16 protein-coding genes are annotated in these 21,184 nt (G+C 63.1%); 7 read left to right on the top strand and 9 right to left on the bottom strand.

Annotation, left to right across the window (positions count from 1 at the left end; all coding sequences use genetic code 11):
- Window positions 1-62: 62 nt before the first annotated feature.
- On the bottom strand, window positions 63-362 hold the full coding sequence (locus ASG67_RS09050) for a hypothetical protein (RefSeq protein ID WP_056528550.1): 300 nt from the start codon (window positions 360-362) through the stop codon (window positions 63-65).
- Window positions 363-430: 68 nt separating this feature from the next.
- Complete coding sequence (locus ASG67_RS09045; protein ID WP_056528548.1) at window positions 431-1,750, bottom strand: amidohydrolase; 1,320 nt, start codon at window positions 1,748-1,750, stop codon at window positions 431-433.
- Window positions 1,751-1,902: 152 nt separating this feature from the next.
- Between ASG67_RS09045 and ASG67_RS09040 the strand changes: the two genes are divergently transcribed.
- The gene (locus ASG67_RS09040) at window positions 1,903-3,138 is read left to right on the top strand and encodes a multidrug effflux MFS transporter (protein WP_414887512.1); all 1,236 of its coding nucleotides are present in this window, start codon (window positions 1,903-1,905) and stop codon (window positions 3,136-3,138) included.
- On the opposite strand, the gene ASG67_RS09035 is transcribed toward ASG67_RS09040, so the two are convergent.
- From ASG67_RS09035 to ASG67_RS09010, 6 genes are all read right to left on the bottom strand, one after another.
- Window positions 3,135-4,073 carry a DUF1080 domain-containing protein gene (locus ASG67_RS09035; protein ID WP_235535126.1) on the bottom strand — a complete coding sequence of 313 codons (939 nt, stop codon included), beginning with the start codon at window positions 4,071-4,073 and terminating at the stop codon, window positions 3,135-3,137. The genes ASG67_RS09040 and ASG67_RS09035 overlap by 4 nt on opposite strands.
- A 77-nt stretch (window positions 4,074-4,150) precedes the next feature.
- Window positions 4,151-5,833, bottom strand: coding sequence for an alpha-L-fucosidase (locus ASG67_RS09030; RefSeq protein ID WP_056528545.1), 1,683 nt, complete (start codon window positions 5,831-5,833; stop codon window positions 4,151-4,153).
- Between the two features lie 68 nt (window positions 5,834-5,901).
- A complete protein-coding gene (locus ASG67_RS09025; protein WP_056528542.1) occupies window positions 5,902-6,975 on the bottom strand; it encodes a LacI family DNA-binding transcriptional regulator in 1,074 nt (357 codons plus the stop codon).
- Window positions 6,976-7,094: 119 nt separating this feature from the next.
- A complete protein-coding gene (locus ASG67_RS09020; protein WP_235535125.1) occupies window positions 7,095-8,552 on the bottom strand; it encodes a glycoside hydrolase in 1,458 nt (485 codons plus the stop codon).
- Between the two features lie 38 nt (window positions 8,553-8,590).
- Window positions 8,591-11,029, bottom strand: a complete 2,439-nt coding sequence (locus ASG67_RS09015) for a glycoside hydrolase family 127 protein (protein WP_082543399.1) — start codon at window positions 11,027-11,029, stop codon at window positions 8,591-8,593.
- Window positions 11,030-11,191: 162 nt separating this feature from the next.
- Window positions 11,192-11,920 carry a FadR/GntR family transcriptional regulator gene (locus tag ASG67_RS09010; RefSeq protein WP_056528537.1) on the bottom strand — a complete coding sequence of 243 codons (729 nt, stop codon included), beginning with the start codon at window positions 11,918-11,920 and terminating at the stop codon, window positions 11,192-11,194.
- Window positions 11,921-12,220: 300 nt separating this feature from the next.
- Between ASG67_RS09010 and ASG67_RS09005 the strand changes: the two genes are divergently transcribed.
- Window positions 12,221-13,153: an arabinan endo-1,5-alpha-L-arabinosidase gene (locus ASG67_RS09005; RefSeq protein WP_235535124.1), complete on the top strand. Its 933-nt coding sequence runs from the start codon at window positions 12,221-12,223 to the stop codon at window positions 13,151-13,153.
- A 29-nt stretch (window positions 13,154-13,182) separates the two neighbouring features.
- On the opposite strand, the gene ASG67_RS09000 is transcribed toward ASG67_RS09005, so the two are convergent.
- Window positions 13,183-13,701, bottom strand: a complete 519-nt coding sequence (locus ASG67_RS09000; protein ID WP_056528535.1) for a hypothetical protein — start codon at window positions 13,699-13,701, stop codon at window positions 13,183-13,185.
- Window positions 13,702-13,897: 196 nt separating this feature from the next.
- Here ASG67_RS09000 and ASG67_RS08995 point away from each other — a divergent pair, with 196 nt between their 5' ends.
- The 5 genes from ASG67_RS08995 (at window position 13,898) to ASG67_RS08980 (ending at window position 21,180) form a co-directional block, all read left to right on the top strand.
- Window positions 13,898-16,897 (top strand): TonB-dependent receptor, encoded by a 3,000-nt coding sequence (locus ASG67_RS08995; RefSeq protein ID WP_056529179.1) that lies wholly within the window; start codon window positions 13,898-13,900, stop codon window positions 16,895-16,897.
- A gap of 75 nt (window positions 16,898-16,972) precedes the next feature.
- A complete protein-coding gene (locus ASG67_RS08990; RefSeq protein WP_056528534.1) occupies window positions 16,973-18,097 on the top strand; it encodes a cellulase family glycosylhydrolase in 1,125 nt (374 codons plus the stop codon).
- 216 nt (window positions 18,098-18,313) lie between these two features.
- On the top strand, window positions 18,314-18,646 hold the full coding sequence (locus ASG67_RS18285; protein WP_082543426.1) for a hypothetical protein: 333 nt from the start codon (window positions 18,314-18,316) through the stop codon (window positions 18,644-18,646).
- A 57-nt stretch (window positions 18,647-18,703) separates the two neighbouring features.
- Entirely contained in the window at window positions 18,704-20,017 is a 1,314-nt protein-coding gene (locus ASG67_RS08985) for a TolC family protein (RefSeq protein ID WP_056528531.1), read from the top strand.
- Window positions 20,014-21,180 carry an efflux RND transporter periplasmic adaptor subunit gene (locus ASG67_RS08980; protein WP_056528527.1) on the top strand — a complete coding sequence of 389 codons (1,167 nt, stop codon included), beginning with the start codon at window positions 20,014-20,016 and terminating at the stop codon, window positions 21,178-21,180. The genes ASG67_RS08985 and ASG67_RS08980 overlap by 4 nt, the downstream gene beginning before the upstream one ends.
- Window positions 21,181-21,184 lie beyond the last annotated feature (4 nt).

Here is a 21,184-nt window from a genome sequence, read left to right as displayed (position 1 = left end):
CAACCGGAGGTGACGAGAAAGGACATGATTTCGGCCTAACTTTAGCCTAACTTTCCAATCTCTCAGGCGCGGTTCACCCGCTCCGTCAGGACGATTTCTCCTTCTACCTCAATATCTTCATCGTCACCCAGGTCGCTGGTGTCCGGCATCTCGAATTCGGCGCTCCAGTCATAGATCCGCTCCTGGCCGCCGCCATCGATCCACACGCGGACGGCACCGCTGGTGATCTCGCCGCCCATCGCCCCGACGAAATCGGTGACAAGCGTATCGGCGGCGCTTTCATGGTCGGTGCAGCCAGGGATGCTGGCCGGCGCGATCTCTTCGTCCATCTCGATCAGCTGTGCCCAGAACCGCTTCGCCATCGTCCGTTCCCTCAATGAATCAACGGCGGTCGCCTTGCCGGGCAGGCCGGCTCTGCGCAAGCGCTGGCTCAGGCGGGCAGCAGCGTCAGCGCTGCCAGCGTCAGCGTGCGGATGCCGGATCGGATCGCCGGATCATGGTCCGGGGCGAAATAGGGGGAGTGATTGCTCGGCACCGGCTGGCCCTTGCTCGCCAGATCGGCCAGCCGCGCCTTCTCGTATCCGCCGATCGTCAGATAGACGGAGGGCACGCCCGCATCGATGAAGGCCGAATAGTCCTCGCTGGCCGACCAGCCCGGCTGAGTGGACGGAATGTGCATGATCCGGTCACCGCCGGCCGCCGACAGGGCGGTGGCCAGCTTGGCGGCGAGCGTATCGTCGTTGACCACCGCCGCCGTGCCATGAAGCCGGGTGATCGTCGGCGCCGGCGCAATCGCCATCGTCGCCGATGCCTGGGCGGTCCGCGTCACGCCGTCGAGCAGCAGCTTGCGCACATCCGCATCGAAGGATCGCAGGCTCAACTTCACGACCGCTTTGTCCGGGATGATGTTGGCGACGGTCCCCGCCTGGAACGCACCGACGGTGACCACACCGAATGCGTTGGCATCCTTCTGCCGGCTGATGACGGTCTGCACGTCGGTGACGAAGCGGGCGCCCATGACGATCGGATCGATCGTCGCGCTGGGCATCGATCCGTGTCCGCCGCGACCGTTGAACACCACCTCGACCGGGTCCGAATTCGAGCTGACGATGCCGTCCTTGACGATCACCGTTCCGACCTCGTTCGACCCGACATGGACGGCGATGCCGAGATCGGGCTTCGGAAAGCGTGTGAACAGGCCGTCCTCGATCATCGCCGCGGCGCCGCTTACCTGTTCCTCGGCCGGCTGGGCGACGAACATCAGCGTGCCTTTCCACCGGTCCTTCATCGCGAGCAGCGCCTGCGCCGCGCCGATCCAGGCGGTCATGTGCACGTCGTGGCCGCAGCTATGGGCGACGAAGGTCTGCTTGCCCTCGAACGTCGCCTCGGCCCGGCTGGCATAGGGGAGGCCGGTCTTCTCCTCCATCGGCAGGCCGTCCAGTTCGGTCCGCACCAGCAATGTGGGGCCGGGGCCGTTGCGATACAGCGCGACGACGCCGGTCCGTCCGACCTTCTCGGTCACGGTAAAGCCCAACGCCCGCATCCGCTTGGCCAGTACGGCGGCGGTGCGCGTCTCCTGAAAGCCCATTTCAGGATGGGCATGCAGATCGCGGTAGAGCGCATCGAGCGCCGGAAAATCCCTGCCGATCTGCCCATCGATCGCGGCACGTTCCTCCGCCGGCGTCGCCGCCGCTGCCGCCGTGGGGGTCGGTGCGAGCATCATGGTAGAGATCAGCAGGGAACGGCTCATGGCGATATCCTCGGGCGTGAACGGCGTTGTCGACGGTGGCCGATTGCAGGCGGCCTGACCAGCTATCTCAAGACGTATGGGATCGCTCGGACCTCACATTCAGTGGCGGATGGCGGGTGGCCATCCGCGCTTCACCATCCTAGGCGGAGGCGATGAAGGATCATGTCGCCCAAGCATCGATGAAACCGGGGGAGTTCGTCGCCTTTATCGCGGCGCTGATGGCGGTTAACGCGCTGGGCGTCGACCTGATGCTGCCGGCGCTGGCCGATATCGGCCATCAGCTAAGCATTGCCACGGCCAATCACCGGCAGTGGATCATCACCGCTTACATGCTCGGGTTCGGGGCCGGCCAGCTAGTCTATGGGCCGCTGGCGGATCGTTATGGCCGGCGGCCGATCCTGCTCGTCACGCTGGTGGGCTTCGTGGCGGCGAGCGTCTTCGCGGCGGGATCGCAGACCTTTGCCGGGCTACTTGGTGCGCGGGTGTTGCAGGGGCTGATGTCGGCATCGACCCGCGTGCTGGCGGTCGCGATCGTACGCGACCGGTATTCGGGACGGCAGATGGCGCGCACGCTGTCGGTGGCGCAGATGATCTTCTTTCTCGTGCCGATCATGGCGCCCAGTTTGGGACAAGTCCTGCTGGCGTTCGGGCCGTGGCGCTTCATCTTTTACGCGCTCGCCGGTTTCGCGGCGTTCGTGCTGGCGTGGACGATCCTTCGCCTACGGGAGTCGCTACCGGTCGATCGGCGCTCGCCATTGTCGATCATGGCGCTGAAGCAGGCGTATCGGCTGACGCTGACGAACCGATTTTCGGCTGGCTATGCCGTGGCGGCATCGATGACGTTCGGCGGCATCATCGCCTTTGTGTCATCGGCGCAGCAGATCTTCGTCGATGAGTTTCACGCCGGTGAGCGGTTCACGATCCTGTTCGCGATCTGCGCCTTTTCGATGGGGTGCGCGTCGTTCGCCAACAGCCGGCTGGTCGAGCGATTGGGAACGCGCCTGATCTCGCAATCGGCGTTGCTGGGGCTGATCGGGTTGTCCGTCCTGCACATTGTCGTGATCGCCGCCGGCCGGGAATCGCTGGTGACGTATATGGTGTTCCAGGCGCTCAGCATGACGTGCATCGGCCTGTGCGGTTCGAATTTCGGCGCGATGGCGATGGAGCCGGTCGGCCATATCGCCGGCACAGCATCCTCGATCCAAGGTTTCATCACCAGCGTGGGGGCGGTGGTGGTGGGATCGGTGATCGGCCAGTCGTACAACGGGACGACATGGCCGCTGGCGATCGGCTATCTGGGCATCGGTATCGTCGTGCTCGGTATCGTCTATCTGGTCGAAGGCGGCCGGTTGTTTCAGGCCCGCCACGGGCCTGACGGCGCCCCCTAACGTGCGACCACCACGCGCGGCAGGGTGCGGATCGGTTCGACGGTGATGGCGCGAAACCATGTTTCGGCGCCTTCGGATTGCAACTGGATATGGCCGTGGGTCAGCGGCTGGCGGGTGCCGTCCGGCGCGATGGTGGCGAGGTCGCGCACCTCGGCGACGGGCACGCCGTTGACGACATGGATGGCCCGGTCGCCGAGGACATAGAGGTCGAGCATGTTCCATTGCCCGATCGGCCGTTCCGCGTCGGTGGCCGCTTCGACGTTCCATGTCGCCGTGCCATTGACCATGTCGATCTGGCGACCGCCGACCCGAAACCAAAGGTGCGGCGCGATCAATGACGGATCGAACGCGACCGTTGTGCGAGCGCGGACGCTGGCGCCGACGGTGACGGCCATGCCGGTCGAACCCTTCATGATTTCGAACTCGACCGAGGGTTGCCAAGTCCCAAACACTTCTCCGGGGGCGCCGTGCGTATGATAGAGCAGGCCGTTATTCGGTGGTTGGCCCACACGCGGCGGCCAAGTCTTCGCGCCCCATTTATATTGAAGCCTGAGGTGATCGTCTCGCAAATCGGCGAGCTGTACCAAGCTGCCCCAGGTCTGACCCTTGATCCAGATCGCCGGCGCGCCGTCCATCTGTCTAACGGCGAAATCGCCACTGAGAGTGCGACGGGTGCCGATCGGTTTCTCGGCGGGGTTGGCGCGATAGGTCACGGCAGGGTCGGCATATCCCAGCCATGGTTGCCAGCCCGTCAGGCTGCGCCCGTCGAACAGCGCGGTCGCCTTGCCCGTCGGGCGAGGCAGGTCGGCCAGGATCGATCGCTGCGACGTCGACGGCGGATTGCCGGCGATGGCGCGCGCCTGATCGATCGAGCTTTGCGCCAGCGCGGCGGCGGGCAAGATCAGGACGACGATCAGGGCTTTGCAGGCGTGCACGATCTGTTTTCCCAGCAAGCTGCCGACAAGAGCGGGGGGTTCGACAGGCGACAGCCGTGATTGGTCATGGCGACCAATCACGCGCTGACCTTGTCGCCGGAAAGAACCAGCGCGAGCCCGATCGGGTGACGGGCCGCTCGCGGCAACGTCACCTCCAGCGCGTTGGGGGTGCGACGGAAACGCAATGGCTCCGTGCTGCCGGGCAGGGTCACCCGCTGTACCTGCCCCCGCAGCGTGGGATCGCCGCTGCCGAGCAGCGTCAGCCGTACGACGCCATCGTCTGGCCAGCCGAGGATCAGGGCGTGGAGATCGTCTCCCTTCGTAACGTAGCGGATATCCCGTGCGCCGTACGGCGAGTTTGGGCCGCCTTCCGAAAACAGCCCGGCATTCGCCTTGGTCGGTCCCTCGCCATAACGTCGCCAGGGGCGGGTGCCGTAGATCGCCGATCCGAAACGCCCCATCCAGTTGGCGATATCCTCGACGATGCGTTCCTCCTTGTCGTCGATCGTGCCGTCGCCGCGCATCGGGACCGACAGCATCAGGTTGCCGTTCTTTGAAACGACATCGCACAGCGTATGCATGACGGTTGCGGCCGACTTGTAACCGCCACGTTCATATAGATCGGAATCGTAATGCCAGTTGCCTAGACAAGTATCGGTCTGCCACGGGAATCGCTCGATATAGTTTTTCCCGCCTCGCTCCACATCGTCGACGATGCCCATCCGGCGTTGCGGCGGCGTCGTCTTCGCCGTCACCACAGCTTCTAGACTGCCCTGATGCCAGCGCATCGACTGATTATAGTAATAGGCGGTGATATCCAGGCCGTACTGTTCCAGCGGTAGATCGAAATTATCGAAGTAGATCATGTCAGGTCGGTATTTATCGATCAGTTCCTGACAACGCAGGAACCAGTTCTTCGCGAAGCCGGCATCCGCCGGCACGCCTTCGCTCCATAAACGGTCGGTACCTTCGTGCCATTCGTTCGCTTCGGCGATCGTGCGGATGCCGTCGGGCATGGGCATTTGGCGGCCGGTGTATAGTTGCTGCGGGTCCAGACCCTGCCACCACTTGCCGCGACCCTGCGCCGCCGTCAGACGATAAGCATCGTAGCGCTGGCCGACCCGCGCTCCTTCCGGATCATAGCCATAGGCAGGCTGGTTCCAATGCCACGCGTGCGCGGAATGGTTCGACACGCCGAACCGAAGACCCCGTTCTCGCGCCAAACTTGCCCAGGTGCCGATAATATCCTTTTTCGGGCCGACGCGGGTCGTGTTCCACGCATGATGCGACGACGCGTAGGTGTCGCAATTGTCATGATGATTGGCCAGTGCCATGAAATACCGCGCGCCGGCCCGCTTATAAAGATCCATCAGACGGGCCGGGTCCCAGGCCTCCGCCTTCCACCGGTTCTGCATCTCCATGAAGCCAATGTCCGACGGGTGGCCGTAATGCTTCAGGTGATGAGCATAGGCGCGCGTGCCGGGGAGATACATATCGCGCGCATACCAGTCACCGGCGGCGGGGACGCATTGCGCGCTCCAATGCGCCCACATCCCGAACTTCGCGTCGCGAAACCAGTCCGGGGTGCTGTAGCCCGCCGTGAGCGAGGCCCAGTCGGCGGTGAAGCGGGCAGGCGGCGGCACCCGCAATGCTCGACCTGCACCGTTCGGTGTCGGCAGCGTCCGGATCGAAGCGTTAGCAGCGGCACCGGCCAGAATGGCGGCGGCACCGCCTCGCATCAGTCCACGTCTGGTCGTCATGGCATCCTCCGATCGATAATTTTATGTTGGAAGCTGGTGTTCGTCCGACACCGATACGTTGATTGGTTTCAGACGTCTGCGCTCCATCCGGGTGGAGCGGTGGACTCCCGCGGCGTGAACGTCAGATCGAAGAATTCATGGAGCGGCGTCGAACGGTCGGCCGGGCCGGCGCCGATCATCGTCAGCAGGACATCGGTGGCACGCCGGGCGATATCGGCGATCGGGCGATGGACGGTCGTCAACGCGGGTGTCAGCATTGTCGCGAGGTCGGTGCCGTCGAAACCCACGACCGACAGCTGTGACGGCACATCCACGCCGCGACTGGACGCGACCTTCAATACGGCGGCGGCCATCAGGTCGTTGCACGCGAAGATCGCCGTAGGCGGGATCGGTTGCGACAATAGCTGCTCTGCGGCGGAGTGGCCGGAATCGAAGATGTAGTCCCCCTCGATGATCAAATCAGGGTCGAGCACGATGTTCCTGCGGGTCAGTTCGTCGCGTAGGCCGTTCAACCGTTCCAGCGACGACAATCGGACGGAAGGGCCAGTGATGACCGCGATCCTACGATGGCCCAGATCGGCCAGATGCGCGCCCACCGCGCCGCCACCATCGCGGTCGCGTGAGATCAACATGGCTGCGAAACCATCGATCGGGCAGGACGCGAGCGCCACCACCGGCACCCGCAATTGGCGGATGATGGCAGCCAGCGTCGGATCCTCTGATGTCGGGGACAAGACGATGAGGCCATCGACCCGCGAACGGCGGATGAATGCCCGGATATTGTCGATCAGGGCGTCGCCGGACAGCGAGGTCGGATGGACGAGCAATTCATGACCGGATGGCGCACATGCCTGGGCGATGCCGTGCTGCACGCGACCGAGAACGTGGGCATTCTCGTCCCCTTGAATTACCCCGATCAGCCGCGACTTGCCAGAGGCCAGCGCCTGCGCCCGCGCGCTGGGGGTAAAATCCATCTCGCCGATGATCCGCTGTACGGCGATGCGGGTTTCGGCGTTCACCTTGGGCGAGTTGTTGATGACGCGCGACACCGTCCTGACTGACACGCTCGCCGCGGTCGCCACATCGGTGATGGTGGGTACGCCGCCCTCTGCAGACCATCCCAGGTCCGAACCGTTCGACATGCCTTTTAACCTCTACTCGACCGTGCGGCCTGTATCGTGAAGATACCAGGCGATCAAATCGACCGCTTCCATCAGAACTGCGATGCGCCACGGCCCAACGATTTCTTGACGAAGTCCGATCATGAAACGCTGTCGCAACGCCCCCGATAGACGCCGCGCCGCAGGATCAGCGTGACGATCGCGCGGGGCGGCGCGGTGTTGCCGGCCACGCAGGCGACCGTGCGGGTGGCGTCGGTGACGATCATCTGCGCGCGCCAGCCGGTGGGCAGGGTCAGGCGGCGCGGGTTTAGGCCTGCGTTGACATGAACCATCACCAGCGTCCGTCCATCGGCCGACAGCGCGCCCGCCGTATCCAGATCATCGACCGGCACCAGTCTATAGCCCGGACGGATGAAACGGCTGAACTGCGCCATGGCCCAATATTTGCGGGTGACATGGATCGCGTGCGTGCCCGTTGGCCCAGCGCTCAGGTTTGCCTTGACCAGACCCCAGTTCGATCCCGAACCGCCGTTCAGCGTGCTGAGATGTTCGACTGCCTGCCAGAATACCCAGGCGGCAGGTTCCAGCCGCTTAAGGTCGGCCACGACATGCTCGGCGAAGGCAAGCGGCGATGCCATATCGACGAAATCCTCCGGGTCCTTGTCCAGCGGCGCGTCGTTCTCGCTCATCCAGAGGCGGGTGCCTGACGCCCGTGCCGCGTCGCGCACCGCCGTCTGGTGAACAGTGCCATAGCTGTGGACGTTGATCTGGTCGATCTTGGCACGTGTCGCGGCAGGGTAGGCTGCCCAGTCAGCCAGAAACAGGTGAGAGTTGGTTTCGTCAGGTGCCGCGATCGTCGTCTTGAGGCCGCGCGCTTGGAGCGCGGTAAAGGTCGCATCGATCATCACCGCCTGCCGTGCGGGGCTCCAATGCGCGCCCTCCTGCGTGTTGGCCGCATACCAGTAGTCGGTGTTCGGTTCGTTGACCGGTGACAGGGTTCGGAAGGTGATGTGGTGCCGACGCTGGAGCTCATCGACCGCGCGGGCGAGATAGGTGGCGAAGGCTTTCTCCTGTCCGATGCGGAGATTGTCGTCGGTTCGCCGCTCGGCACCTGACACGCGTCCTGATACGGTCATGAACCATGGCGGCGAGTTCGAGAACGCCTCGAAAATAGGTTGCTTCACCCGGATGCGGATCGCGTTCAGCCACCAGCGTTGATTGGCATCGCGGGACCAGTCCCACAGCGCCTCGTTGTCCGCGCGCCACCAGTCCTTGCCGGTGGCCCCAGCGGGTCGGCGCCAGAATCCGGGCACCGCCGCTCCCTGGCGCAGATAGGGTGGCGTCTCCGGGGCATCGCCGCCGCCGATATTGTAGCGGGCGATCGTCCAGCCCAGCCCCTCGGGACCATAGAACAGATCAGCCAGCCGCTGACGCTCGGGATCGGGCCAGCCACCGGTGACGTTGGCGAACCAGGCGAGGGCGGTGCCCCACCCCTCAAACGGGGTGGACGGCCGATCGACGGCGGGCCGCAGCGTGACAAAGACGGTCGGTTCCTGCGCCGATGCCGTGCCGGCCGCGAACAGCATCAGCGCGGCCAATGCGATTCTACTGCGCCCTTGCAATCCGATCATGGCAATCAGGCGACCGGCGGGGGCGATGTGGCTCCGGCCGAGGACGTCAGCATTCTGACCTCATAGATGTCGATATCGCCCTGTTTGCCGGTGAACGAGATCGTCGCCTGCGCCTTGCCCTGTTCGCCGGCCGAACGGAGGGGATAGTCGACCTCGACGAAGCCTGGCTTGCGTGGGCCGGGCCGGGTTTCATTGGCAAGCGGCGTGCCATCGACGCTGATGTCGAACTGTTTGTCGATATCCTGTCCCCAATAGACGACCTGCAACATCGCCGGGCCGGGGCGTCGCGCGAGTGTCAGCGTCAATGTCTCGCCGCCCCGCAGTTTGCGCGCCGATCGGCCGTTGAGCTGCACGGTTTCGCTACGTGTGGCGGTGAAGCCGTGATCGCGTTCGGGCTGCATCTCACCGAGATAGGCGACATCGACCGTCCGCCGGGCCAGCGCCTGGCGTTCCGCCTGCGCGCGGAGATAGCCATCCTTCGCTCCTGCCCAGTCGGAGGGGGTGAACGTCGGCAGATAGACGGCGGTGCGGCGATCATATTGTGCGAAAAATGGCTTGAATTCCAGCGGCTCGCCCAGGGCGGAGCGGGCGGTAAAACGGTGGGTTCCGGCTGCGCTTCGCAAGGCCCCGGTCACCGCGCCATCGGCGACGAGCGCCGGCCCCAGCCCATCGAAGGGCTGTGACGCCGGACCGAGATCGGCGGCCAGCACCAACGGCCCCTGCATGAACGCGACCATCGACGGATCGTCGGGCAGCGCCTCCGTGCGCAGCGCCATCGGCATCGTTACGCGAAGCCGGTCGCCTGGCTTCCAGATGCGGCTCACGATTGCATAGCCATCGCGGATCGTCGGGACGATCGTCCGGTCGTTCAATGCGATCGTCGGTCCCTGCGCCCAGCCGGGCAGCCGCAGCGCGATCGCCTGTTCGACACGCGGTGCCCGCCGGATGGTGAGGGTAGCCGCGCCCTCCATCGGCATCCGCGTATCGAGATCGAGCGCGAGCTTCCGGTTCGTCCAGTCCAGCGTACTGGGGACGTACAGATTGACGTAGAGCGTGTGCGCCGCTCCGGCGCCGATATCGTGCCAATAGATCGAATCGGCATGTTTCGCGTGGCTCTCCATGCCCGAACCGACACAGCACCAGAAACTCTCTTCCGCGGTCGAATAGCTGCGCCGCGCGCCCGCCGACAGCGGCATGAAATAGACGAACTGCCCGGTATCGGGCCGCTGATGCGCGAGGATGTGATTGAGCTGGACGCGCTCGTAATAGTCGAACCAGCGCGCGTTCGGGTCCCAGCTATACAGATGCCGGGTCAGCTTCAGCATGTTGTAGCTGTTGCATGCTTCGCACGTCGCCTCGGTGACGCGCTTCGCGAGTTTGTCGGGGGCGCCGAAATGCTCGCGCTCGGAATTGCCGCCGATGACATAGCTGTGATGACGGGTTACCCGGTCATGGAAGAAGCGGGCGGCGGTGGCATGGTTCGCGTCGCCGGTCAGTTCGTGGAGCCTAGCCAGGCCGACCAGCTTTGGTATCTGGGTATTGGCGTGCAGTCCCTCCAGTCGATCCACCTGCGCGGTCAGCGGATCGAGCACCGCCTTGTGGCGGATCTTTTCGGCCATGCGCAGCCAGCGCGGGTTCCCGGTCAGCGCGTGGGTTTCTGCATAGCTTTCGTTCAGGCCGCCATGTTCGGCGCGCAGCACCTGCTGCATTTGCGCGTCCGACAGCGGTTCGAGGACGTCGGCGAGATAACCGGCCAGCCCGATCGCGATCGGCAGGGCGCGTGGATTGTCTGCCAGTGTATGCGCATCGAGCAGACCGGCATGAACCTTGTGCCATGTATACAGCGGTACCCAGCCGCCATTTAGATCAAACCCCTGTGTGCGGATATCGCCGCGGCGCACCTCCTCGAACACGATCTTGCCGTCGACCTGCTTGCCGTCGCGCTCGACCGTCGTGCCGCCCAGATAGCCATCGCCCTGCGCGTTCTGGATGCGCGCCATTTCGGCCAGGGCGTGGTCGAGGCGACCAGCGATAGCGGTATTGCCGGTGTTGGCGACCACCAGCGCGCAGGCAGACAGCCAATGTCCCAGCGAGTGCCCTGCGATCCCCTGCGCTTCCCAACCTTGATACACCGGCTTCGGCGTTGGAAGACCGGCAGATACATAAAAATTGTGCAGTAGGCGTTCAGGGTCGAGCGATAACAGATAACGTTGATTGGCCGCGAATGCGTCGGCAAAAGGCGACGGCTTCAGCCTGACATGGCGCATGGACACCGCCTCCACCCGGCGGGCGCCACCGGGGGGCGATGTGGCTATGGTCGTCAGCGCAGCCGCGGGACCAGCCAAAACGAAGACGCTACCGCCCGCCAGCAGATTACGGCGCGTTAACGCGCGACTTGAAGCGGATGCCGCGTGATGTCCGGCAATAGCGATCGTTTTCGCCATAATCCTCTCCTATTGGGGCGCCGACAAAGATATCATGCCGGGCTACTTGGCCCTCTTTTAATATGTCCGACTATATTTGACGGTGCTGATCGGTCAATGCCGAACGGTAACGCGGCTTCTCAAGCACCCGCGATGTGCGGCGCCGATCAACTGCGTGTGCCGTTAATTCTTGGCGAGGCGCGCTTCGATTTCCAAGGCGGCTTCGGTGTCCAGATGCGCCTGATTGACGAGCGCCCGCGTCGCCTCGCCGGCCGCCGCCGGGTCGCTGTTGGCGATCGCTTCGAACAACGCTCGATGCTCAGGGATTGGGTTTCGGGGATGTTTTTCGTGGCGATACTTGAAGAACGTCGTCCAGCGTACCGCCGCCGATATGCTGGCCGACAGACTGACGAGCAGCTCGTTGCCCGTCGAATCGAGAATGACCGAATGGAATTCCTGATCGGCAGCACGGCCGATCTCGCTGGCCAATCCGTGCGTGGACATCGTTTCCAGCGCATGACCCATCGCGGACAGATGCCGCGCGGAGCGCTTGGTCGCGGCAATCTCTGCGGCCGCCGGCTCCACGATCATGCGCAATTGAAACAGGCTGTGGACGAAGGGCAGGGGCGGCGCACCCTCGAACATCCAGCCGAGCAATTCCGGGTCGAGCAGATTCCAGTCGTGGCGGTCGCGCACCCTGGTTCCGGTCTTGGGGCGTCCTTCGACCAATCCTTTGGCGGCAAGCGTTCTGAGCATTTCACGGACCACGCTGCGTGATACACCCAGCGTTTCGGCCTGTTCGATCTCACCCGGCAACACGGTGCCGGGCGGATGCCGACCGGTGACGATCGCGACGCCAAGTTGCTGCGCCAGCATCAGATGTGCCGGGCGCGTCCGTTTCCCCGCCGCCATCGTGCTCCTCCCGCTATACCGTGATAAGCTTTACGCAGACGATATCGTCCTACGCAATGCTCTCAGTGTCTCACATATACTTTGAATGGATTAATATGTAGGACAAGAGGATGGGTGAGGGAGGAAGTGGACATGCGGCATGTGCTGATTATGGGAGCAATTTGGGCCAGCTTGGCGCCGCTCGCGCTAGCGGCGCAGACGATCACGGTCGCAAAGAACGGTTCGGCATCGCCGGCGAGCTCGGACGACACCGCGGCGCCAAGCGTCTGCGCAAATGCTCGGTCGGTGGATTGTCCGCAAATGAATGATCGACTTGCCGGGGATATCGTTCCTGCGCACGACCCGGTGCTGATCCGGGAGGGCGATACCTATTATTCCTATTCTACGGGCCAACGCGATCGGCTGCCGATCCTGGCGCGCACCTCTCGCGATCTCATCACGTGGCGCGCTTTGCCGGGGCCGATATCGGCGATCCCGAAGTGGGCATTAGCGGCGGTGCCGGGTGCGAGGGATATCTGGGCGCCCGACATATCGCGGACCCGCGATCGATTTCGCCTGTACTATTCGGTTTCCACCTTCGGCAAACAGCGGTCGGTCATCGGCTTGCTAACCAACACGACGCTCGACCCGGCAAAGCGAGGCTATGGTTGGCGTGACGAGGGGCTGGTGATCGGATCGAAGGAAGGCGACAACTTCAACGCGATCGATCCCAATTTCGCACGGGATAGAGAGGGCGGTCAGTGGTTGGCGTTGGGCAGTTACTGGACCGGCCTCAAGATCGTCAGGCTCGATCCGAAAACCGGCAAGCTCGCCGATCCGGCCGCGCCGCCGATTGCGATTGCCCGAAGGGCGGCGAGCGACGGCACCGCGATCGAGGCCGCGTTCATTGTTGATCATGGCGGCTGGTACTGGTTGATCGCCTCGTTCGATCATTGTTGTCGCGGCGCGGACAGCAATTATCATCTAGTCATCGGCCGATCCACGAAGATCACCGGGCCCTATGTCGATCGGTCCGGTCGTCCGATGCTGGATGGTGGCGGCACCGTGCTGGTGCAGGCCGATGCAGCAGGGCGTGATCGATTTCGCGGACCGGGCCATGCCGGTTTTCTGCATGATCGCGATGGTAATGATTACCTGATCTACCATGCCTATGACCGCGATGCTCGTGGGGTGCCTACCCTGAGGCTCACACGCGTAAGGTGGGACGCGGACGGCTGGCCTGCGGCGCAATGATCGCTATTGCGGTCCACCGCGGTCGGTTGTCAGCGTTCGATGGCGGGTACCGCTTGCGAGGCGAGCACCGCGGTGTCGCTGGCCAGGGAGTGGAGATACGCGTGGCGGGCCGCTGTTCCGGGCTGAAAGCGGCGTAACGCCCGCGTCTGATCCTTGGTCAGGATGAAGCGGCGATAATCAAGGCGGATCAGGCACTGCTCCGTGGCGGACAGGTGAACATTCTGCAGCTCTGCGATGCGCTTTTCGGAGCTTAGGAGCTGTCTGATCAATGCCTGCTCCCTGATCGTGTCGGCATTCGTCAGCGGGGCATTCAGGTTACGATCGTTCAAGCGTTCTGCCGCGACAAACGCTGCTGTCGCCGGTTGATCCTCAATATCGATATTGGCGCCGAGACGTCCACAAGCGATCGCATCGGTTCGATACACGTCAAAAGGAACGTCGGCCCGCCCCCAGCTGACTTCCGGCGATTTCTTCGCCGCGCTCGTTGCGATGAATGCGATGACGAGGGGCAACAGAATGGTTGGCCGGCGCACCGCAATCTCCCGCAAGACTGTCGATCCCTTAGCGGAATAGCGCCTGTCGAACAATCTTCGCCGTGGTGATCGGACCGCCCATGAACTCGCCGCCGCGGCCGTTGAAGCGGTAGTCACGAACACCCCTTGACGAGCGAGCACTAGTCAGACAATTACTGACCACAGGATGGAAGGCTGGCAAGAACCAGCTTCTACGATGGGGGAGGCAATGATGACGCGTTTCGTGCTTTTGGTTTCGGTGGCGCCCTTTGCGCTCTTGGCTGCGCCCGCAACGGGCCAGACAGCGAGGGCCCCAGAAAGTGCGGCGGTCGCTGCTCCGGATGCTTCGGTCGATGCGCCGGTGCCAGCCGCACAGGAAACCGCAATCGAGTCTGCAAAGGGTCGCAGTCCCGGCACCGAGGCAACGGAAAATCTACCTGCCGCGGCCGATCCGGCCGTCGATGATTCTGTCGATCCACGCGATATCGTGGTGACCGGATATCGCGCCAGCCTTGGCAGTGCGCAGGCTATCAAACGTAATTCCGATGCAATCCTCGACGCGGTGGTCGCACAAGACATCGGTAAGCTGCCCGACAACACGGCTGCGGAATCGCTCGCACGCGTCACTGGTATTCAGGTCAATCGCTTTAGCGATGAGGTGAGCCAGGTAATCGTTCGTGGCTTGCCTGATGTCGCCACGACCTTCAACGGTCGCGACATCTTCACGGCAGAGTTGCGTCGATCACAGTTGCAGGACTTTCCGGCCGGTGCGCTTGCAGGTCTCGAAGTCTATAAATCGGGGACGGCCGATCTGCTTGAACCAGGCCTTGCAGGACTCATCAACGTGCGGTCGCGTCGTCCGTTCGACTTCACCGAGAAGTTCGTCGTCGCCGGTGGCATTCGTGGTACTTATAACGATCAGAACAAAAAATACGATCCGCTTGGCAACATCCTTGTCAGCGCGCGCGCCGATACCGGGATCGGCCAGGTCGGCGTGCTTGTCAACGCGTCCTATGCGCAGTCGCATTATCGTAACGCTGCCCGCTGGGCGAGCGGCTTTGTGCCTTCGGACCTAGGCCAAACTGTCGTCAGTCCTGCGTCGGTCGGTCGTGCGTTTCGCATTCCCGAACGGGTCGGTGTGTATAACGACAGCGGCAAGCGCTGGCGACCGGCGGTGAACGCCAGCGTCCAGTGGAAGCCCGCGTCCAATCTCGAGGTCTATTACGATTTCCTGTATCAGGGGTATCGCGGTCGCGGGGCCAATGACTTGTTCGAGGCATCGCTGCTCAACAACAATGCCGCGCTATCGAACGTCGTACTGCGCGAGGGTAAGGCCGATCAGGTTCAAACCCTGACGAAGACCGGCGGCGAGCGCGGTCAGGCGTATCGGAGCACCAACGTCAACAACACGAACACCTATCAGGCAGCAGGTGGCTTCAAGTGGGACGTCGGTCGTGCGCACCTTTCGAGTGATCTCGCTTATACGCGCAGCGCTTACGATTCCGACGAATACAGCTTCGACATGTCGCAGACGAGCGCGCCGACGATGGATGTCAATTTCTTTGTCGATGGTGGCACGGCGTTCAGCCTGCCGGGATATGACCGCGAGAATCCCGCAAACTACAAATGGCGCGGTTATTATGAGAGCATCTACCGAGTGAAGGGGGCAGGTTGGCAGTGGCGCGGTGACCTCGATCTCGATACCGATGTGTCACTGCTTCCCAAGCTGCAATTTGGCTTCCGCTATACTGACCGCGATGCCTCACTGGAACGCGGCAATCGTTACGCGTACACAGAACCGCTCAACATTCCGCTCGCGAACACCCCCGCTGGGGCGCTGTCGCTGACGCAGGATGCGTTCCGCGGCAACGTGCAAGGCTGGACTAGCTGGTTGATGCCCTCACGAGATGGCATCGAGGGCAATGCTGTGCAGTTGCGCCAGTTTTCGCTACAACAATTGCAAAGACGACTTGCGCTTAATCCAACCGATAGCGGGTTGATCGCAGACATCGCCCGTTTCTCTACACCGACGGTGCAATTCGATCCGCGCGCGGCCTTTCTGGCGCAGGAGAAAACCTACGCCTTTTATGGCCAGACTAAGTACGAGTTTGACATCGGCTCGTTCCGAATCGACGGCCTCATCGGCGCGCGCGTCGTCAATACAGTCGGCCGATATAGCGGTCTGGGCGGCGTGCCGGTGATCGTGAACGGTGTGGTCCAGACGGATGCCGGAGGCGTTCCCATCACCGCCGATCAGCAGGTTTCGACCAAGGCGAACTATATCAACATCTTGCCGAATGCGAGCCTGCGCATCCGGCCGACCGATAAATTGCAAATTCGCTTCGGCTTTACCAAGACGGTCACCAAGCCTGACTTCGGCGCGCTTAATCCGGCGGTCTTTTTGACTCCGAACATTTCGCCGCTTCCTGGGACGATTATTACCAATCCGGACGGAACGACCACAGTAGTCTCACAGCCCCTGAACGATCCCCGCTTTGCAGCCAATCTCCAGGGTCGTCCAAATTATTATGGTAATGGCGGCAACCCCAATCTTGTGCCACTCAAGTCAAAGAATTATGACGCAACGATTGAATATTACTTTTCGAATAACGCGTCGTTGACAGCGGCGGTATTCTACCGTGACTTGTTCGGTTTCCTATCGAACTATACGCAACGGTTCCGTGATCCGGTTTATGGCCTGATCGAGGTTAGTGCGAACGCCAATGCCGGCGCTGGCAAGATCAAGGGTGTCGAGGTTGGAGGCCAAACCTTCTTTGACTTCCTGCCCGGCCTGCTCAGCGGCTTTGGCATTCAGGCGAACGCTACCTATCTGGAGGGCAAGCAGCGTTTCCCTGCCAGCATAGGCAGTGGCGGTACGATTCCTCCGTTCGTCCCAATCCCAGGTCTTTCCAAGTGGAGCTACAATGCCGCCCTTTTCTATGAAAAGGGAAAGGTTTCGACGCGACTGTCTTATAATAGTCGGTCGCGGTTCTTGAATGGTAACAATGTCGTGAATGGCGTGTATTTTGGCGAGGGAACGGAGCGGATCGAGCGTCTCGACTATTCGTTCAACTTCACGCCGATTCCGGCAATTACGCTGACGTTCGATGCATCGAATATACTAGCGCAACCATTCCGTAATTATGCCCAGTATGGTGATGATCGGTCTTACCCGCGTGACGTGCGCGATGAAGGCCGTTACTACGGCTTGGGCGCCCGGTTCCGCTTTTAAACTGATGGGACAATGGGTGGTGCGACCGATCCATTGTCCCATTTGCCGCGGTCGTTTTGCGAACGGAGGCGTCCGATGCGTATCGTCAATAGCCTGACAGTGCCGATCGTCGCGGTTCTTGCGCTTGCCCAGACCGCTGAGGCGCGGCCGCTCTGGACCAAGCAGGCGGCCAACACTTGGTACGCACGGCAGCCATGGCTGGTCGGTGCCAACTACACACCAGCCAGCGCGATCAATCAGCTGGAAATGTGGCAGCCGGCGACGTTTGATCCGGCCGCGATCGATCGTGAGTTGGGTTGGGCCGAGAAGCTGGGGATGAATACCATGCGCGTGTTCATCCACAATTTGTTGTGGGAGGACGATGCCGAAGGTTTGAAGCGGCGAATGGACCAGTTTCTGGTCATCGCCGCCCGACATCACATCCGCCCCGTCTTCGTTCTGTTCGACAGTTGCTGGGACCCGAACGCGGCCACGGGTCCGCAGCATCCGCCGATACCCGGCGTTCATAACTCCGGCTGGGTCCAAGGACCCGGCGCGGCACGGCTTGCCGACCGCAGCCGTTATGCCGCGTTGGAAGGTTATGTGAAGAACATCGTCGGTCAGTTCGCCAAGGATGACCGGGTATTGGCCTGGGACGTCTGGAACGAACCCAATAATGAGGGCGGCGGCAATTATGCGGCGACTCCCGGCAAGAAGGCGATGGTCGCCGGATTAATTGGCCAGATGTTCGACTGGGCGCGATCCGCCAATCCGATACAACCGTTGACCAGCGGTCTGTGGATTGGCGACCAATGGGACCGGCAGGCGACGCTTGATCCGATAGAGCGTATTCAGGTTGCCAATTCCGACGTGATGAGCTTTCACGATTATAGCTGGCCCGAGAAGTTCGAGGCCCGTGCGACGCAGATGCTGAGCTATGGCCGGCCGGTGTTCTGTACCGAATACATGGCGCGCGGCGCGGGATCGACATTCGATGGATCGCTGCCGATCGGCAAACGGCTGAACATCGCAATGATCAACTGGGGTTTCGTCGATGGTCGCACGCAGACTCGGTTGCCATGGGATAGTTGGAAAAAACCCTACACTTTCGATGAGCCGACCGTCTGGTTCCACGAGGTTTTACGGGCAAATGGTACGCCCTATCGCGACGCGGAGGCTACATTGATCCGCCAACTGACGGGCCGCGGATCACGCCCATGATGAGTGGAGGATGGTATTCTGATACGCATCTCGTTCGAGCGTCGGTGAAAACGACAATCGGCTCTGGTCTCGTTCAACGTGCGAAACGTTCGTTAAGAATCATCTGCCAGCAATTGTTACAATGCGTGCTCGCTGGGACAGTCTCTGCTGCGCTGGACGCGAACATATTTCAGTTTGGCGGTGACAGTTGGTGGCATGTCCACTATGGGATGCATGGTGTCCCGGCAGCTTTGGTCCCTATTGCTCGTCATGATTGCGTCGTCATTGGTGATGACGGCCGCTGTGCATGCGCGTGAAATACCGGGGCTTGTGACAATTGAATGCAGTGGCACGGTGCATAGCGACGGCGATGCCGATCAATCGCAGGGCGATGCCGATAAGGCGATGCCCCACCATCACGGCACCTGCCATGGTCAGACACTGGACGTGCCGGCGAGCGATACTCTGCCGTCGATGACGAGCGCAGACGGTCTGCGTCCGTTCCCTGCATCTACCAGCGCCATCGCGTCGCATCTAACCGACCCCGCATTGAGGCCTCCGGCCGCCTGACGATACCCGCTGGCCGGCATCTGCCGGTCCGACGTATTCTGTCAGGATCGATATCCGATGAAACTGATGCTCGCGGCCATCCTGGCCGCGGCGTCCTGTGCTTCGATCGCGCAGGCGCAACAGGGGCGGCCGATACAGGCGGCCGTCCCGACTGAAACTCCGACCGCGGCGCAGCCGTTGCCCGGCCTTTCGCTTGATCAGGCGGTGTCGGCCGCTGGCGGATCGGCACCTTCTGGTGCCGCTGCCTCCGCTTCGGTCGAAGCCGCGCAGGCAGCGCGCGCGGTGGCTGAGCTCCGGCCCGACCCTGTCTTCCAGGGGCAGGTCGAAAACGTCGTCGGCTCCGGTCCATACAGAGGGGTGCGAAATGCGGAGACGACGATCGGGGTCGCAATCCCGATCGAACTGGGCGGCAAACGCGGTGCCCGGGTTGCCGTTGCCGACGCGCAGGTATCCCGCGCGCAGCTCCAGAAAGCGATCGTCGCCGCCGATATCCGCGTGCAGGTTACGCAGCTCTATATCGATGTGATCGCAGCCGAACGCCGGCTGGTGACGGCGCGCGATCAGGCGCGGATAGCAGGCGAGGTGCTGCGCGGGGCTTCGGTCCGCGTCCAGGCAGGGCGCGCGTCACCGCTCGAACAACAGCGCGCCGATGTCGCCCGTATCAACGCAGACACCAATGTCGAACGCCTGACCCGGCTCGCCGAGGCCGCGCGGACGAACCTCGCGAGGCGGCTAGGCCGTCCGATCGACGGCACACTCGATGTCGAACTGCTCGATCGGCTACCGCCTGCAACCTTCGGCCCGGCGGCACCGGTGCAGACCGCCGGCACGCTGGAACTGGCGGCGGCCGACGCAGATCTCGTCATTGCGGACGCCGGCATTCGGCTCGCGCGCGCCAACCGTGTTCCCGACATCAATGTCGGCCCCGCGCTCCGGCGTCTGGAGGCGACCAATGACACCGCCGCCGTGTTCGCGATCTCGATCCCGATCCCCGCGTTCAACAACGGCCGTGCAGCCATCGCGCAAGCGACGGCTGAGCGGACACGGGCGGAGGCCGTCCGGCGTATCACGGCGCTCGACGTCGAGCAGGCTATCACCGACGCGCAGGCTGAAGTCGCCAATGCAGCGACCTCGGCGCGCGCCGCGGTCGGCCTCGCGCTGGCGGCGGCGGCCGAAGCCGCCCGGATCGCACGGATCGGCTACCGCGAAGGCAAGTTCGGGCAGCTCGACCTGCTCGATGCCGAACGCACGCTCGCCGAAACCCGCGTCGCCGCAATCGATGCGCTCGCCGATTACCAGAATGCCCGTGCGCGACTGGAGCGACTGACCGCCTCTGTGCCGACCACCAGTTCCGAGGGAACCGACCGATGAAGAAGATCCTGACGCGCGGCCTCCTGCCGCTCGGCCTGTTACTCGCGGCCTGCGGCGGCAGCCCCGAGGACGGCTACGTCATTGCCACCAACGAAACAGCAGCCGGGACCGAAGCCGGCGGCAATGAAGCAGCGCATGCGAACGAGGGCGCCGTCACGCTCTCGGCGGACAAGATTGCCGCTGCGGGGGTCCAAATCGGCCGGCCGTTGACGGGGGGTACTGGCACGATCGATTTGCCGGCGACGATCGAGGGCGACCCGCAGGATACCCAGGTCGTCTCCGCCGCGATCGGTGGACGGGTCGTCGCGCTGACGCGCAACCTCGGCCAGTCAGTCGGACGCGGGCAGACGATCGCCATCATCGAGAGTCGCGAGGCGGCACAGCTCAAGGGTGAGGTCGAGGCGTCGCGTGCCCGGCTCGCGCTTGCCAACTCCAATCTCGGACGCGAGCAATGGTTGCTTGCACAGCGCGTTTCCCCCGAGCAGGATCTAATCGCTGCACGTACCGCGGCGACCGAAGCACGCATCGCCTACCGTCAGGCCCAGAGCCAGGTATCGGCAGCAGGTGGAGGCGGGGGCGGGCTCAATCGGCTCGGCATCGTCGCGCCGATCGCGGGGCAGGTAATCGCCCGGCCGGTCGTGCTGGGACAGACCGTCGCGGCGGACAGCGAGCTCTATCGCATCGCCAATCTTGGCCGGGTGTCGCTGGCGCTCAACCTCAAGCCCGAGGATGCCGGCCGGGTGAAGCCGGTCAATATCGTGACGGTGACGGCACCGGGACGGCAGGCGAGCGCCCGGATCAGCTTCTTGTCGCCCGCGCTTGATCCGCAGACGCGGCAGGTGCCGGTCATCGCGACGCTCGACAATCGCGGAGGTCAGTGGCGCGTCGGCGAGCCCGTCACCGCCGCGGTCCAGCTCAGCGGCAGCGGCGGAGGCAGCGCGGTTCGCGTGCCGACGACCGCCGTCCAGATGGTCGAGGGCAAATCGGTCGTGTTCGTCCGGACGGCCAAGGGGTTCCAGGCGACCCCGGTCTCGCTCGGCGACGCAGCCGGCGACACAGTCATCATCCGCTCCGGCCTGACAGGCCGAGAGCAGATCGCCACCACTGGCAGCTTCACGCTCAAGGCCGAACTCGGCAAGGGCGAAGCGGCGCACGAGGATTGATGTC

The organism is Sphingomonas sp. Leaf339, assembly GCF_001426195.1.
In the GTDB taxonomy this organism is placed as follows: domain Bacteria; phylum Pseudomonadota; class Alphaproteobacteria; order Sphingomonadales; family Sphingomonadaceae; genus Sphingomonas.
The sequence above is the reverse complement of the archived record's forward strand: the minus strand, read 5'-3'. Positions and strand labels throughout refer to the sequence as shown.